Annotated in this window: 14 protein-coding genes; 11 read left to right on the top strand and 3 right to left on the bottom strand. The window is 70.0% G+C overall.

Annotated elements, in window-relative coordinates:
* Positions 1-65: 65 nt before the first annotated feature.
* From R9X44_RS04020 to R9X44_RS03985, 8 genes are all read left to right on the top strand, one after another.
* Positions 66-962 carry an SDR family NAD(P)-dependent oxidoreductase gene (locus tag R9X44_RS04020; protein WP_319812566.1) on the top strand — a complete coding sequence of 299 codons (897 nt, stop codon included), beginning with the start codon at positions 66-68 and terminating at the stop codon, positions 960-962.
* A gap of 34 nt (positions 963-996) precedes the next feature.
* On the top strand, positions 997-2235 hold the full coding sequence (locus tag R9X44_RS04015) for a cytochrome P450 (RefSeq protein WP_319812565.1): 1239 nt from the start codon (positions 997-999) through the stop codon (positions 2233-2235).
* 176 nt (positions 2236-2411) lie between these two features.
* Complete coding sequence (locus R9X44_RS04010; protein WP_319812564.1) at positions 2412-3677, top strand: glycosyltransferase family 4 protein; 1266 nt, start codon at positions 2412-2414, stop codon at positions 3675-3677.
* 48 nt (positions 3678-3725) lie between these two features.
* Positions 3726-4448, top strand: coding sequence for a class I SAM-dependent methyltransferase (locus R9X44_RS04005; protein ID WP_319812791.1), 723 nt, complete (start codon positions 3726-3728; stop codon positions 4446-4448).
* A complete protein-coding gene (locus tag R9X44_RS04000) occupies positions 4438-5517 on the top strand; it encodes a prenyltransferase (RefSeq protein WP_319812563.1) in 1080 nt (359 codons plus the stop codon). The genes R9X44_RS04005 and R9X44_RS04000 overlap by 11 nt, the downstream gene beginning before the upstream one ends.
* A gap of 122 nt (positions 5518-5639) precedes the next feature.
* Positions 5640-6245: a DUF998 domain-containing protein gene (locus R9X44_RS03995; RefSeq protein ID WP_319812562.1), complete on the top strand. Its 606-nt coding sequence runs from the start codon at positions 5640-5642 to the stop codon at positions 6243-6245.
* A 47-nt stretch (positions 6246-6292) separates the two neighbouring features.
* Complete coding sequence (locus R9X44_RS03990) at positions 6293-7351, top strand: sensor histidine kinase (protein ID WP_319812561.1); 1059 nt, start codon at positions 6293-6295, stop codon at positions 7349-7351.
* A complete protein-coding gene (locus tag R9X44_RS03985; RefSeq protein ID WP_319812560.1) occupies positions 7348-8001 on the top strand; it encodes a response regulator transcription factor in 654 nt (217 codons plus the stop codon). The genes R9X44_RS03990 and R9X44_RS03985 overlap by 4 nt, the downstream gene beginning before the upstream one ends.
* A 4-nt stretch (positions 8002-8005) precedes the next feature.
* Here the strand turns inward: R9X44_RS03985 and R9X44_RS03980 are convergent, their stop codons facing one another.
* Entirely contained in the window at positions 8006-8671 is a 666-nt protein-coding gene (locus tag R9X44_RS03980; RefSeq protein ID WP_319812559.1) for a class I SAM-dependent methyltransferase, read from the bottom strand.
* 265 nt (positions 8672-8936) lie between these two features.
* On the opposite strand from R9X44_RS03980, the gene R9X44_RS03975 reads away from it, so the two are divergent.
* Complete coding sequence (locus tag R9X44_RS03975; protein ID WP_319812558.1) at positions 8937-9125, top strand: ferredoxin; 189 nt, start codon at positions 8937-8939, stop codon at positions 9123-9125.
* Positions 9126-9172: 47 nt separating this feature from the next.
* On the opposite strand, the gene R9X44_RS03970 is transcribed toward R9X44_RS03975, so the two are convergent.
* Both R9X44_RS03970 and R9X44_RS03965 read right to left on the bottom strand, forming a co-directional pair.
* Positions 9173-9973 carry an enoyl-CoA hydratase/isomerase family protein gene (locus R9X44_RS03970; RefSeq protein WP_319812557.1) on the bottom strand — a complete coding sequence of 267 codons (801 nt, stop codon included), beginning with the start codon at positions 9971-9973 and terminating at the stop codon, positions 9173-9175.
* The gene (locus tag R9X44_RS03965; protein ID WP_319812556.1) at positions 9973-10872 is read right to left on the bottom strand and encodes an SDR family oxidoreductase; all 900 of its coding nucleotides are present in this window, start codon (positions 10870-10872) and stop codon (positions 9973-9975) included. Before R9X44_RS03965 ends, R9X44_RS03970 begins: the two co-directional genes overlap by 1 nt.
* Positions 10873-11154: 282 nt before the next feature.
* Between R9X44_RS03965 and R9X44_RS03960 the strand changes: the two genes are divergently transcribed.
* Positions 11155-14808, top strand: coding sequence for a multifunctional oxoglutarate decarboxylase/oxoglutarate dehydrogenase thiamine pyrophosphate-binding subunit/dihydrolipoyllysine-residue succinyltransferase subunit (locus R9X44_RS03960; protein WP_319812555.1), 3654 nt, complete (start codon positions 11155-11157; stop codon positions 14806-14808).
* Positions 14809-14916: 108 nt separating this feature from the next.
* Entirely contained in the window at positions 14917-15105 is a 189-nt protein-coding gene (locus R9X44_RS03955) for a DUF6104 family protein (RefSeq protein WP_319812554.1), read from the top strand.
* Positions 15106-15256: the final 151 nt, after the last annotated feature.

Below are 15256 nucleotides of genomic sequence, written 5' to 3'. Positions count from 1 at the left end.
TCACCGTTGACTTGAGTTGAACCAAGCAAGCGTTAGATCATCCGCAGTCACATCCCGGAGCGTTCATGAGCGACACCCCTCCCGCCGCCGACACGCGCCTCGACGGGCGCACCGCGATCGTCACCGGCGCGGCCCGGGGCCTGGGCCGCGCCGAAGCCCTCGCCCTCGCCGCGGAAGGCGCGCGGCTGGTCCTCAACGACCTGCCCGGCGACGCGCTCGACGCGGTCGCCGAGGAGATCCGCGACGGCGGCGGCGAGGCCGTCGTGCACGCGGGCGACGTCGCCGACTGGAACACCGGCGAGGGCCTGGTCAAGGCCGCGCTCGCCGCGTTCGGGTCGCTCGACATCCTGGTCAACAACGCGGGCTTCACCCGCGACCGGATGATCTTCAACATGACCGAGGAGGAGTTCGACTCGGTCGTCAGGGTGCACCTGAAGGGCCACTTCGTCACCTCGCGTCACGCGGTCACGTACTGGCGTGGAGTCTCCAAGAGCGAGGGCGGTCCCGTCTACGGGCGCATCATCAACACCTCGTCCGAGGCGTTCATGATCGGCGCGCCGGGCCAGCCGAACTACGCGGCGGCCAAGGGCGGCATCACCGCACTGACCCTCTCGACCGCCCTGGCCGTCGGCAGGATCGGCGTCCGCACCAACGCGATATGCCCCCGCGCGCGCACCGACATGACGGCCGGGGTCTTCGGCGCCGCCCCCGCCGACGGACCCGACCCGCTGTCGCCCGCCCACGTGTCGCCCCTCGTGGCCTACCTCGCCTCTCCCGCCGCCGAGTCCGTCAACGGGCAGGTGTTCGTCGTCTACGGCGGCAAGGTCGCCGTCATGGCCGCGGCGGCGGTCGCCCAGGTCGTCACCTCGCCGGACGGCCCCTGGACGCCCTCCGGCCTCGCCGGCGCGCTGCGCGTCCCGGACGGGGGGTTCAACTCCTCCGCCCACCTCAACTTCGGCTGAAGCACGTCCGTCCCACCCTTCGAGGAGTCCGCGCATGTCCGCACCCGAGATCCCGAAGATCGACATCATCGCGCTCGAGCAGTACGAGCGCAGCGGTACGCCGCACGAGCAGTGGACGTGGCTGCGCCACAACGACCCCGTGCACTGGCACTACGACCCCGACCCGAGCGTCCCTGGCTTCTGGGCCATCACCAAGCTCGAGGACATCGTCTACGTCTCGCGCAACCCCGACCTGTTCTCGGCGGCGCTGCGCACGTCGATGTTCCAGGAGATGACGCCCGAGGACCTGGCGCTGCAGCAGCAGATGATGCTGTTCATGGACCCGCCCAAGCACACCCGGCAGCGGTCCTATGTGAACCGCGGCTTCACCCCCCGGATGATCAACCGGCTGCGCGAGCACATCGAGGAGATCACGCACCGGCTGATCGACGACGTGTGCGAGACCGGCGAGGCCGAGTTCGTCAGGCAGATCGCCGCGCCGCTGCCGCTGCAGACCATCTGCGAGCTGATGGGCGCGCCGCTGGAGGACGCCGACTTCCTGTTCGAGAAGTCGAACGAGCTCGTCGGCTACGACGACCCCGAGCTCCAGGCGGGCCCCGAGGCCGCCCAGGCCGCCGCGGCGGAGATCTACATGTACGCGCAGGGCATCGCCGAGCAGCGCAAGGCCGAGCCCCGCGACGACATCGCCACCAAGCTCCTGCAGCCGGACGAGAACGGCAACCTGCTCACCGACGACGAGTTCAACCTCTTCATCCTGATGCTCACGATCGCCGGGAACGAGACGACCCGGACGGCCACCGCGGGCGGCATCCTCGCGTTCTTCGAGCACCCCGACCAGTGGGAGCGGCTGAAGGCCGACCCGTCGCTGATCTCCTCGGCGGCCGACGAGATCGTCCGCTGGACCAGCCCGCTCAACCTGTTCCGGCGGACCGCCACCCAGGACGTCGAGCTGCGCGGCAAGAAGATCAAGGCGGGCGACAAGGTCGTCATGTTCTACCCGTCGGGCAACCGGGACGAGGAGCACTTCGAGAACCCGTTCTCGTTCGACATCGGGCGCGGCATGAACCCGCACATCGGGTTCGGCGGCGGCGGCCCGCACTACTGCCTGGGCACCCACCTGGCCCGGATGAACCTGACCGTCCTATTCGGGGCGCTGGCCGAGCGGCTGCCCGACATCCAGCAGGCGGGGCCGGTCCGGCGGATGCGGTCGAACTTCGTCAACGGTTTCAAGGAGATCCCGGTCAGGTTCACGCCGACCCCTCGGCGCAGCTGAACCGCTACAACTCCCTACAACGTTGGGCGAATACCCTCAAACAAGGGCGGGTCACCCCAAGGTGGCCCGCCCTTCCCCATAGAAGACCAAGGAACCCATCGGTAACATGGCCGGGCTAGAGTCAGACACTCTGTACAACATTGGATTGATCCGGGCGCGATGATGAAGAGGTGGGCGTGAGCGCTGAGAAGCCGCTGCGGATTGCACTGCTTTCCTACCGGAGCAAGCCCCACTGTGGAGGGCAGGGCGTCTATCTGCGGCATCTGAGCCGCGAACTCGCCGATCTCGGGCACACCGTCGAGGTGTTCTCCGGCCAGCCCTATCCCGTCCTCGACCGTGCGTCGATCACCCTCACCAAGGTCCCCAGCCTCGACCTCTACAACGACGACGACCCCTTCCGGACCCCGAAGCTCGGCGAGTTCCGCGACTGGATCGACGTGCTGGAGTTCGCGCACATGCGGACCGGCGGGTTCCCCGAGCCGCTGACCTTCAGCCTGCGCGTGCTGCGCGCGCTCAAGAAGCGCCGCCGCGACTTCGACGTCGTGCACGACAACCAGGTGCTTGGCCTGGGCAACCTCGGCATCCCCAAGGTCCTGCCGATGGTCACCAGCATCCACCACCCGATCAGCCAGGACCGCAAGATCGAGCTCGACGCCGCCCGCAAGATCGGCGGCTGGGCCGGGCTGAAGCAGGTCTTCGGCAAGAGCCGGTGGTACGGGTTCGTGCGGATGCAGGCGTTCGTGTCGGCCAGAATCGGCCGCGTCCTCACCGTCTCCAGCTCGTCCAAGCGGGACATCGCGCACGACTTCAAGACCGACCCCGGCCGCATCCACGTGCTGCCGCTGGGCGTCGACACCTCGATCTTCCACCCGCGCGGGCCGCGCGCCGAGCGCGTCGCGGGCCGGATCGTCGCGATGGCCAGCGCCGACTCGCCGCTCAAGGGCGTCGACGTGCTGCTGCGCGCCGTCGCCAAGCTCGCCACCGAACGCGACGTGCACCTCGTCGTGGTCAGCCGGCCGCGCAAGGACGGGCCCACCGAGAAGCTCGTCAAGGAACTCGCGCTCGGCGACAAGGTCAGGTTCGTGTCGGGGATCTCCGACGAGGAACTCGGCGACCTGCTCGCGTCGGCCGAGATCGCGGTGGTCCCGTCCCGGTATGAGGGGTTCTCGCTGCCCGCCGTCGAGCACATGGCGTCCGGGACCCCGCTGGTCGCCAGCGCGGCCGGGGCGCTGCCCGAGGTCGTCGGCGACGCCGCGGTCCTCGTGCCGCCCGGCGACGTCGAGGAACTCGCCGCGGCACTGCGCAAGCTGCACGACTCCCCCGAGGAACGCGAGCGCGTCGGCGAGGCCGGATACCGGCGCGTCCAGGAGCGCTACACCTGGTCCGCGGTCGCCAAGGCGACCGTCGAGCACTACCGGGCAGCGATCGCATCCGCACGCTGACCCCCGATCGCGGATCACCACCCGATCCGCCGGTGGAAGGAGCCCCCTCTGCTTACCGTTGACTTCCAGCGGTTCCCCATCGCCCTGGGGGAGCGCGTCCTCGACATGGGCTGCGGCGGCGGACGGCACGCTTTCGAGCTGTACCGCCGAGGCGCTTCCGTGACGGCCTTCGACATGGACGCCGAGGAGCTGAAGAGCGTCCAGTCGATGTTCGGCGCGATGGAGCTCGAGGGGCAGGCCCCCGAGGGCGCGTCGGCCGAGACCGTCGAGGGCGACGCGCTCGACCTGCCGTTCGAGGACGCCACCTTCGACAAGATCGTCGCCGCCGAGGTGATGGAGCACATCCCCGACGACATGAAGGCGATGCGCGAGCTGTTCCGCGTCCTCAAGCCGGGCGGCCAGGTCGCCGTGACCGTGCCGTCATGGCTGCCGGAGCGGATCTGCTGGGCGCTGTCGGAGGACTACCACACCGCGCCCGGCGGGCACGTGCGCATCTACACCCGGGCCGAGCTCGAGGCCAAGCTCAAGTCCATCGGCTTCCGCATCGACGGGCACCACCACGCGCACGGGCTGCACTCGGCGTACTGGTGGCTCAAGTGCGCGGCCGGGCTGGAGAACACCGAGAACCCCGCGGTGAAGGCGTACCACCAGATCCTCGTGTGGGACATCATGAAGCAGCCTTTGGCGACCCGTCTGGCGGAGAAGGTGCTCAACCCGGTCATCGGCAAGAGCGTCGTCGTCTACCTGACCAAGCCGTCCTATGCGGGCTGACGTCATCCTCACCCCCGAGCAGGTCAAGGCGACGGCCCTTTCGATCGTCCGTCAGCAGTACCCCTCGGGGGCCATCCCCTGGTACGCGTCCTTCGACGGCTACCCGGCAGGGAAGGTCGACGCCTGGAACCACGTCGAGGCGGCCATGGCGTTGTCGGCGTCGGGCTTCGGGGAGGAGGCCCGGCGCGCGTACGGGTGGCTGCAAGGCGAGCAGCGCCCCGACGGGTCGTGGCCGGCCAAGTGGGAGGACGAGAAGGTCACCGACACCGGCGGCGAGTCCAACCATGCCGCCTACATCGCCGTCGGCATGTGGCACGAACTGCTCGTCTCGGGCGACGAGGATTACGTGCGCTCGATGTGGCCGATGGTGCGGGCGGCGATCGACTTCGTCGTGGGCCTGCAGACGCCGCTCGGCGACGTCAAGTGGATCCGCTGGGAGGACGGCTCGGTCGGCGCGGAGTCGCTGCTGACCGGCTGCTCGTCCATCTACCAGGCGCTGCGCTGCGCGGTGGCGCTCGGCGAGCGGTTCGGCGAGCCGCAGCCCGACTGGGAGCTCGCCGCCGACAGTCTCGGCCATGTCATCGCCCACCACCCCGAGGCGTTCGCCGACAAGTCGCGCTGGTCGATGGACTGGTACTACCCGGTCCTCGGCGGCGCGGTGCGCGGCAGGGCCGCAGATGAGCTCATCGCCAAGGGCTGGGACACCTACATGGCGCCCGGCCTCGGCTGCCGCTGCGTCTCCGACCAGCCGTGGGTGACCGGCGCGGAGACCTGCGAACTCGTCATGGCCCTCAACGCCGCAGGCGACCCCCGCGCCTTCGACGTCTTCGCCGACATCCAGTTCCTGCGCCACGAGGACGGCTCCTACTGGACCGGCTGGCAGTTCGAACACCAGCGCCACTTCCCGGGGGACCGCTCCACCTACACCGCCGCCGCCGTCCTCCTGGCCAACGAGGCCCTCGCCGACGCCACCCCCGCAGCCCGCATCTTCAAGGAGATCAACGGCCGCCCCCTGGCCCCCTCCCCCCTCTCCCCCCCCTGCGACTGCCCCCAACCCGCCCACACCTGACGCGTTCCGCACCGCACACCCGCGTACTCCCCACGGCGTACGCGGGTACTCGCACGGAGCACGACAGACCGCCTCTCCCCGAACGACGCGGACAACCGGGTACGGAACCTAGCTTTCCGTCCATGACACAAAACATGGCTCATACCGCCGTAAATCCCGTCGTCTGGCTTGCCTGGGTGGGGGCGGGGGTGACGGGTGTGGCGTTCGCGGCGTCCGATCTCGTGCACCGGGAGTACGACCCGGTCGCGGAGGTGGTGAGCCGGTACGTCAACGGGCCTTACGGGTGGCTGGTGACCGTCGGGATCGCGGGGATCGTGGTCGCCGTCGCGGGACTCGCGACGCTCGTCGGAAAGGGGAGGGCGAGGTGGTTGTTCGGTGGGGCGGCGGCGTCACTGACGCTGTGCGTGGTCTTTCCGGCTGATCCGCCCGGGATGTGGCACGCGCCGTCGGTTTCGGAGAGTGTCCACGGGTTCGCGGCGTGGGCGGGGCTGAGTCTGCTGTTCGCCGGGATCGTGGTGTTCACGCGGGCGGGCGGGATGCCGTCGCGGGCGCTGACCTGGTGCGCGGTGGTCGCGGGGGGATCGCTCGTACTGTTCGTCGTGTGCCTGGTGGACCGGATGGCGCTGACGCACTCCGCGCCGATCGGACTCGTCGAACGTGTGCTGCTCGCCGCCGACCTCGTCTGGGTCGTGCTCGCGGCGGCTGTGGGCCGGAGGGGTGCCTGGTGAGGGGCTTCGGGGGCGATGGGGTGCTTGCGGCGCTGACCTTCTGTGCCGTGTGCGTGTGGCCCGCGCTGATCGGTGAGCCTGTCACGTATGAGGGCGCGTTCTCGGTGGGGGTGCTGCTCGGCGGGGCGCTGCTGGTGCGGCGGCGGTTTCCGGTCGCCGTGCTGGTGTTCTCGGGGCTCGTTCTGCTCGGGTTCCGTACCGCCGAGCTGTACGGGGGCGGGTGGTTGTGGCCGTTCAGCGCGGCGCTGGTGGGCGCGGCTCTGGCCGGGCGGCTCGGCTGGGCTGTGGGGGTCGGGCTGTTCGTCCTCGCCTATGGCGTGGGCGGGGAGGCTCATCTCTTCGGCGCTGACGGCGGCGCGGTCATCGCGCGGGTCGGCACCGAGGCGCTGTGGCTCGGGCTGCTGCTGAGCGGGGCGACCGCGTGGCGGCAGTACACGAGGTGGCGCGCCGAGCACGAGGCGCGGCTGACGCAGGTCGAGCTGACCAGGCTCGCCGAGCAGCGGCTGGAGATCGCCCGCGAGGTCCACGACGTGGTCGCGCACACCCTCGCCGTCGTCGGCGTCCACCTGAGCGTCGCCGCCGACGCCCTCACCGACGACCCCGACGGCCCGGGCGTCGACCTCCCCGCCGCGCGCGACGCCCTCGGCACCGCCGCCACGGCCCGCCGCGCGGCCATGGCCGACCTGAGGACCTTCGTGGGCGAACTGCGCGGCGCGCCGCGCGGCGGCGTCGCCGACATCGGGACGCTGCTCGCCGCGGCGCGTGCGGGCGGCCTGGCCGTCGAGATCGTCCGCGAAGGCGATCTGGAGGCGGTCCCCGCCGCGCAGGGCCTCCTGGCCTACCGGGTCGTGCGCGAGGCCGTCACCAACGCGCTCAGGCACTCCGGCGCGGCACACCTGACCGTCCGCCTCACCGCCGACGGCGGCGCACTGCGCGTCACGGTCTCCGACGACGGGTCCGCGTCCTCCCCCGTCGTCCCCGGCCACGGCCTCACCGGAATGCGCGAGCGCGTCACCGCCCTGGGCGGCACCCTGGAGTGGCAGTCCCACGACGGTTTCACCCTCCACGCCACCCTCCCCTGTCCTGTGGAAGGCTCCCCGGCGTGACCGTCTCCGTGCTCCTCGCCGACGACCAGGCCCTCGTCCGCGCGGGCTTCCGCAGCCTCCTGGCCAGGGCGAAGGACATCGCCGTCGTCGGCGAGGCGGCGTCCGGCACCGAGGCCGTCGACCTCGCCGCCCGCCTCGCCCCCGACGTCGTCCTCATGGACATCCGCATGCCCGGCATCGACGGCATCGAGGCAACGCGCAGAATCCGCGCCGCCCGCCCCACGACGAGGATCGTCATCCTCACCACCTTCGACACCGACGACCATCTCTTCGAGGCTCTGGCGGCCGGGGCGAGCGGCTTCCTCACCAAGGAGATCGAGCCCGCCGAGCTGCGCAGGGCGGTGGCCGTCGCGGCGGCCGGCGAGGCCCTTCTCTCCCCCGGCGTGACCCAACGCGTCATCGCACGCTTCGCCGGCAAGCCGTCCCGCCCGGCCGCCTCCCTCGCCGCCCTGACCACCCGCGAAAACGAGGTGGTACGCCTGGTGGCCAGGGGCCTGTCCAACGACGAGATCGCCCGCACCCTGCTGATCAGCCCCCTGACCGCCAAAACCCACGTGACCCGCGCGATCACCAAACTCGCCGTGCGCGACCGCGTCCACCTGGTGATCCTCGCCTACGAACACGGCCTCGTCGCGCCCGGTGAGGGGTGAGTTTTTAGGCGGGGGTTAGGGGGTTGGTTTCTGAGGTGCGTTCGAGGATGCGGAGGGAGCCTTCGGAGCGGACCTCGGTGAAGGCGCCGGAGGCCAGGGCGCGGTTGTAGACGTGGAAGGGGGCCTGGCCGCCGTCAGCGGGGTCGGGGAAGACGTCGTGGATGGCGAGGCAGCCGCCGACCATGATCTTGTCGGCCCAGAGGGTGTAGTCGGCCTGGGCGAAGTGCTCGCTGTGGCCGCCGTCGATGAAGAGCAGGGAAAGAGGGGTCGACCACAGGGCGGAGACGGCCTCGGAGGTACCGACGATGGCGATGACGACGTCCTCGAGGCCCGCGGAGCCGATGGTCTTGCGGAAGACCGGGAGGGTGTCCATGCGGCCCGTGCAGGGGTCGACCAGGGACGGGTCGTGGTGCTCCCAGCCCGCCTGGTTCTCCTCGCTGCCGTGGTGGTGGTCGACCGTCACCAGGACGGTCCCGGCCGCGCGCGCCGCCGCGCCGAAGTAGACCGCCGACTTCCCGCAGTACGTGCCGACCTCGAGCATCGGTCCGAGCCGCCCGTACCGCACCGCGGTCTCATACAGCGCCCTGCCCTCGTCCGGGGGCATGAAGCCCTTGGCGTTGAGGGCCGCGCGCAGCAGGTCGGCGGGCATCTCGGGAACTGTCTCGCTCATGTCCGGGGGCCTCTTGTTCACACGTGTTCGGGGTGGGTAGGAAACCCTCCCGCATGGGGTGGACACAGCCCAGTGCCGGGGGGTGTGGCCTCGCCCACACCGGCCCCGGACGGGGGCTTGTGCCGTCATATTAGAACGTGTTCTACTTCGGCCGTGGCGGCCCGTCCGCGACGGACCGGGGGCGTTGACAGAACCGAACGGGATTCGGAGAGTTGGGGCGCGCGGTGGTACAACGCGTCGCAAGCCCGTCTGAAAGGAAACTGCCATGAAGGTCACCGCTGACTACCTCGTGTGCGAGGCCAACGGCGTCTGCGTCGGGCTCGCCCCCGACGTCTTCGACCTGGACGACGACGACAACCTCACGATCCTCGTCGAGGACGTCCCGCCGGGTCTCGAGGACAAGGTGCGCCACGCCGTCAGGTCATGCCCGAAGGCGGCGCTGTCGACCGAATGACCCGCGCGGGGAGCCCCCGGACGACGTCACGGGGGCTCCCGGCAGGCTCAGCGGTCGCGGAACTTCGGCTGCCGCTTCTCCATCGTCGCCGCGATGCCCTCGAGCAGGTCCTCGGTGAGGAACCCGAGGGTCTGCGTGCGGTTCTCGATCGCGAGCTGGGTGCGCAGGCCCGGCGCGTCGAGGGAGAGGTTGAGCAGCTCCTTGGTGTGCCGCAGCCCGAACGGCGAACGCGTCAGCAGCTCGGCCGCCAGCGCCTCGGCCGCCGCGACGTCGTCGTCGGCGATCTCGGTGACGAGCCCGAGACCGAGCGCGCGCTCGGCGTCGATCGACTGGGCCCGGTAGAAGATCTCCCCGGCCCGCGCGGTGCCGATGAGGCGCGGCAGCATCCACGTCAGCCCGAGGTCGCCCGCCGAGAACCCGAGGTTCAGGAACGGGGTGTGGAACTTGGTCGACGGCGCGGCCACCCGCAGGTCGCACGCGAGCGCCATCGAGAACGCCATCCCCACGACGGGTCCGCGCAGCGCCGCGATCACCGGCTGTGGGATCTCCCGCAGCCCGAGCACGATCTCACCCGACCGCGCCATGCCCTGGTAGATCCGCTGGACGCGGCCCTGGCCCTCGCCCGAGCCGCCGCCGGAGTCGCCGAGGCCCTGCCCCTGGATGTCCATCCCCGCGCAGAAACCGCGGCCCTCGCCCGTCAGGATGACGACCTTGGTCTCGGCGTCGGTCTTGAGGCCGTTGAGGATCGCGATGATCTCCTCGACGTTCTCCGGGGTGATCGCGTTGAGCCGTTCTGGCCGGGACAGGGTGATCGTGCCCACCCCGTCCCGGCTGGTGAATTTGATCATCAGGCCAGCTTCTGGAAGGTCGCGGTGGTCTGCTCGCCGATGTTGGCGTACACCGCCGACGGCTCCTGCTCAGAGATCTGACCCCAGTTGTCCCGGATGTCCTCGACGCTCAGGCCGTCCTTCTTGGTGAAGCCGGGGCCCTCGGCGACGAAGATCCTTGCGATGTGCCCGCCGCCCACGGTGTAAACCTGGCCGCTGTCCGGCACGCTCTCGTGCGCGAGGTAGGCCACCAGCGGGGTGACCTGCTCGACGCCCAGCTTCTCGGCGAACTCGGCGGGGAACAGGTCGGACGTCATCCGGGTGTAGGCCACCGGCGCGATCGCGTTGACCTTGATGCCCGCCTTCGCGCCCTCGGCCGCGAGGGTCCGGGTGAAGCCGACGAGGCCCATCTTGGCCGTCGAGTAGTTGGCCTGGCCGAAGTTGCCGAACAGCCCGGCCGGCGACGAGGTGTTGACGACCCGGCCCGCACCGGCCTCGCGCAGGTGCGGCCACGCGGCGTTGGTGACCAGGAACGCGCCGCGCAGATGGACGGCGATGACCGCGTCCCACTCGGCGACGGTGATGTTCTTGAACGACTTGTCCCGTAGGATGCCCGCGTTGTTGATGACGATGTCGATCCGGCCGAACGCGTCCAGCGCGGTCTGCACGATGGAGGCGGCCCCCTCCTCGGTGGCCACGTTCCCGCCGTTCGCGACGGCCTCGCCGCCGTTCTTGATGATCTCCGCCACGACCTCCTGCGCGGGGCTCGCCGACTCGCCCTCGCCGTGCAGGTCGCCGCCGAGGTCGTTCACGACGACCTTCGCGCCCCTGGAGGCGAGCTCCAGCGCGTGCTGCCGTCCCAGGCCGTGCCCGGCGCCGGTGATGATCGCGACTTTGCCGTCGTACCGCAGTTCAGACATTGTTTGCGCTCCCTGACGTTGACGTGTGCGGCCCTCGGGCGTCGGCGGGCGAGCCGAGAGCGGGTGGGACCCCAGTGGACCATGGGCCGATACCCATTGGTAGCACTGAACCGAATCCGGCTCTAGTGCGACCCCACCCCTGTCCGACACGTCCCGGCCGTCCCCGGACACGGGCCGTCCCCGCGTACGGCGGAGGTCACGGCAGCACACGCTCGCCAAGGCGAGTAGCCTTATGGACGTTTAGAACCCACCTGCGAGCTGCGGAAGAGGGCGATCTCCGCCGTGTCGAGCGAGTCGCACACCCCTGCCGATCTGAGTGATTTCGGCGCCAACGAGTGGTTGGTCGATGAGCTCTACCAGAAGTACTTGGAAGACCCTGAGACGGTCGACCGTGCCTGGTGGAGCTTTTTCGCGGACTACCAGCCGGGCGCGAAGCCCGCTCAGCCAGTGAACGGCGCCGCGCCTGCGGCCGCCCCTAGCACCCCTGCGGCGCCCAGCGCGCCCGCGGCGCCCAAGGCCGCGCCCGCCCCCGCACCGGCGAAGGCCGCGCCCAAGGCGCAGCCCCTGCCGGTGTCCTCCGGAGCGGAGGAGGTGAAACTGCGTGGAGTGGCCGCCAAGACGGTGGCCAACATGGAGAACAGCCTGTCGGTGCCCACCGCGACCAGCGTGCGCGCCGTACCGGCGAAGCTGCTGATCGACAACCGCATCGTGATCAACAATCACCTGAAGCGGGGCACGGGCGGCAAGGTCTCCTTCACCCATTTGCTCGGCTACGCCATCGTGCAGGCGCTCAAGGCGATGCCGGAGATGAACGCCTACTACACCGAGGTGGACGGCAAGCCCACCATGGTGAAGCCGGAGCACGTCAACTTCGGCCTGGCGATCGACATCAAGAAGTCCGACGGCCAGCGCCAGCTCGTCGTCCCGTCGATAAAGGCCGCCGAGACGCTCGACTTCCGCCAGTTCTGGGCGGCGTACGAGGAGCTGGTGCGCAAGGCGCGCGCCGGCAAGCTCACCATCGAAGACCACATGGGCGGCACGATCAGCCTGACCAACCCCGGCACGATCGGCACGGTCCACTCCGTGCCGCGCCTCATGCCGGGACAGGGCGCGATCGTCGGCGCGGGCGCGATGGAGTACCCGGCGCAGTACGCCGGGGCCTCCGAGGAGACCCTTGCCCGGATGGCGATCTCGAAGGTCATGACGCTCACGTCGACCTACGACCACCGCATCATCCAGGGCGCGCAGTCCGGCGACTTCCTGCGCGTCGTGCACGCGCTGCTGCTCGGCGAGCAGGGCTTCTACGACGAGATCTTCGAGTCGCTGCGCATCCCGTACGAGCCGGTCCGCTGGGTCCAGGACATCTCCGCGACCCACGAGAACGACATCGCGAAGATCGCGCGCGTCCACGAGCTGATCCACGCCTACCGCGTGCGCGGCCACCTCATGGCCGACACCGACCCGCTCGAGTACAAGCAGCGCCGCCACCCCGACCTCGACATCCTCCAGCACGGCCTCACCCTGTGGGACCTGGAGCGCGAGTTCGCCACCGGCGGCTTCGGCGGCAAGCCGACCATGCCGCTGCGCGAGATCCTCGGCGTGCTGCGCGCGTCGTACTGCCGGACCGTCGGCATCGAGTACATGCACATCCAGGACCCCGAAGAGCGGGCCTGGATTCAGGACAAGGTCGAGCGGCCGTTCGAGGCCCCCTCGCGCGAGGAGCAGCTGCACATCCTGCAGCGGCTCAACTCCGCCGAGGCGTTCGAGACGTTCCTGCAGACCAAGTTCGTCGGCCAGAAGCGGTTCTCCCTCGAGGGCGGCGAGTCGCTGATCCCGCTGCTCGACTCGGTGATCACCGCCGCGGCGACGGCGAACCTCGACGAAGCCGTCATCGGCATGGCCCACCGCGGCCGCCTGAACGTGCTTGCCAACATCGTCGGCAAGTCCTACTCGCAGATCTTCGGCGAGTTCGAGGGCAACCTCGACCCGCGCTCCGCGCAGGGCTCCGGCGACGTCAAGTACCACCTCGGGGCCGAGGGCGAGTTCGCGGCGTGGAACGGGCACAACATCCACACCTCGCTGGTCGCCAACCCCTCGCACCTCGAGGCCGTCAACCCGGTCCTCGAGGGCGTCGTGCGGGCCAAGCAGGACGTCATCGACATCGGCGAGTCGGGCTTCTCGGTGCTGCCGATCCTGATCCACGGCGACGCGGCGTTCGCCGGGCAGGGCGTGGTCGCCGAGACCCTGAACCTGTCGCAGCTGCGCGGCTACCGCACCGGCGGCACCGTGCACATCGTGGTCAACAACCAGGTGGGCTTCACCACCGCGCCGGAGTACTCGCGCTCGTCGGTGTACTCCACCGACGTGGCCCGGATGATCCAGGCGCCGATCTTCCACGTCAACGGCGACGACCCCGAAGCCTGCGCCCGCGTCGCGCGCCTGGCGTTCGAGTACCGGCAGGCGTTCAAGAAGGACGTCGTCATCGACATGGTCTGCTACCGGCGCAGGGGCCACAACGAGGCGGACAACCCCTCGTTCACCCAGCCGCTGATGTACGACCTGATCGACGCCAAGCGCTCGGTCCGCAAGCTGTACACCGAGGCCCTGATCGGCCGCGGCGACATCACCGTCGAGGAGGCCGAGCAGGCGCTGCAGGACTACCAGCAGCAGCTCGAGCGGGCCTTCACCGAGGTGCGCGAGGCGGCCAGCCAGCCGACCCCGCCCGGGGCCGTGGTCCGTCCGCCCGACGAGGACCGCATCCCGATCGACCACGCGGCGGCGGGTTCGGCGATCTCGGCCGAGACCGTCAAGCGGATCATCGAGACGCAGTCGTCGCTGCCCGAGGGCTTCCAGGTGCACCCGCGCCTGCAGCCCGTGCTGGACCGGCGCGTCAAGAGCATCGACGACGACGCCATCGACTGGGCGACCGGCGAGCTCCTCGCGTTCGGCTCGCTGCTGATCGACGGCCACCCGGTCCGCCTCGTCGGCCAGGACGTCCAGCGCGGCACGTTCGGCCAGCGGCACGCGGTGCTGGTCGACCGCAAGACCGGCGAGACGCACACCCCGCTGTCGGCGTTCTTCCACGGCGTCAACAAGTTCTACGTCCACGACTCGCTGCTGAGCGAGTTCGCGGCGATGGGCTTCGAGTACGGCTACTCCCTCCAGCGCCCCGACGCGCTCGTGGCGTGGGAGGCGCAGTTCGGCGACTTCGCCAACGGCGCGCAGTCGATCGTGGATGAGTTCATCTCCTCCGGCGAGCAGAAGTGGGGTCAGCGCTCGTCGGTGACGCTGCTGCTGCCGCACGGCTACGAGGGCCAGGGCCCGGACCACAGCTCCGCCCGCATCGAGCGGTACCTGCAGATGTGCGCCCAGGACAACATGACCGTCGTGTACCCGACGACCCCGGCGAACTACTTCCACCTGCTGCGCTGGCAGACCCTCTCGGGCCGCCGCAAGCCGCTCGTGGTGTTCACGCCGAAGTCGATGCTGCGCTCCAAGTCCGCCACCTCGGCGGCGGCGGAGTTCACCTCGGGCGCGTTCCAGCCGGTCATCCCCGACCACAAGACCGAACCGGCGGGCGTCAGGCGCGTCCTGTTCACCACCGGCAAGATCTACTACGACGTGGTCGCGGCCCGCGACAAGGCAGGCGCGAACGACACGGCCGTCGTGCGGATCGAGCGGCTGTACCCGCTGCCGATCGACGAGATCAAGGCCGAGCTCGCCAAGTACCCGGCGGGCGTCGAGATCACCTACGTGCAGGACGAGCCGAAGAACATGGGCGCGTGGCCCACGCTGGCGCTCGTGCTGCCGCACTACCTCGACGCGAAGCTCAACCTCGTGTCGCGTCCGGCGTCGTCCTCTCCGGCGGTCGGGTCCACCAAGACCCACCTCGCCGAGCAGGAGGCGATCCTCACGCGGCTGTTCCCGCGCGGCTAGCCGCGACGGACAGGCCCTGAGGGGCCGGTGAGATCAGTGGGAGGGCCCCGGCGTACGCGCCGGGGCCCTCTCGGCTCAAGAAGACCCGGACGCAAGGAGACAGACGGCATGTACTTCACCGACCGCGGCATCGAGGAGCTCGTCGCCCGCCGCGGCGAGGAGGAGGTCTCGATGGTGTGGGTGGCCGAGCGCCTGCGCGAGTTCGTCGACCTCAACCCCGAGTTCGAGACGCCGGTCGAGCGCCTGGCCACCTGGCTCGCCCGGCTTGACGACGAGGACGACGACGACCTGGACTGACGGGGCACAAAGCCGCAGCACAAATCTGTCCCAACAGGCAAGACAGCTCCCGCAGAAATATTGCGCCTTTTCCTTCAGGGCTAAATAATGTCCTAGGGGGCCGCGTCCAGCGTGGGGCGTGGCCGCACGCCGACGAGGCCGCGATCCTTTG

The organism is Actinocorallia sp. A-T 12471, assembly GCF_033875155.1.
GTDB lineage: Bacteria > Actinomycetota > Actinomycetes > Streptosporangiales > Streptosporangiaceae > Actinocorallia.
The sequence above is the reverse complement of the archived record's forward strand: the minus strand, read 5'-3'. Positions and strand labels throughout refer to the sequence as shown.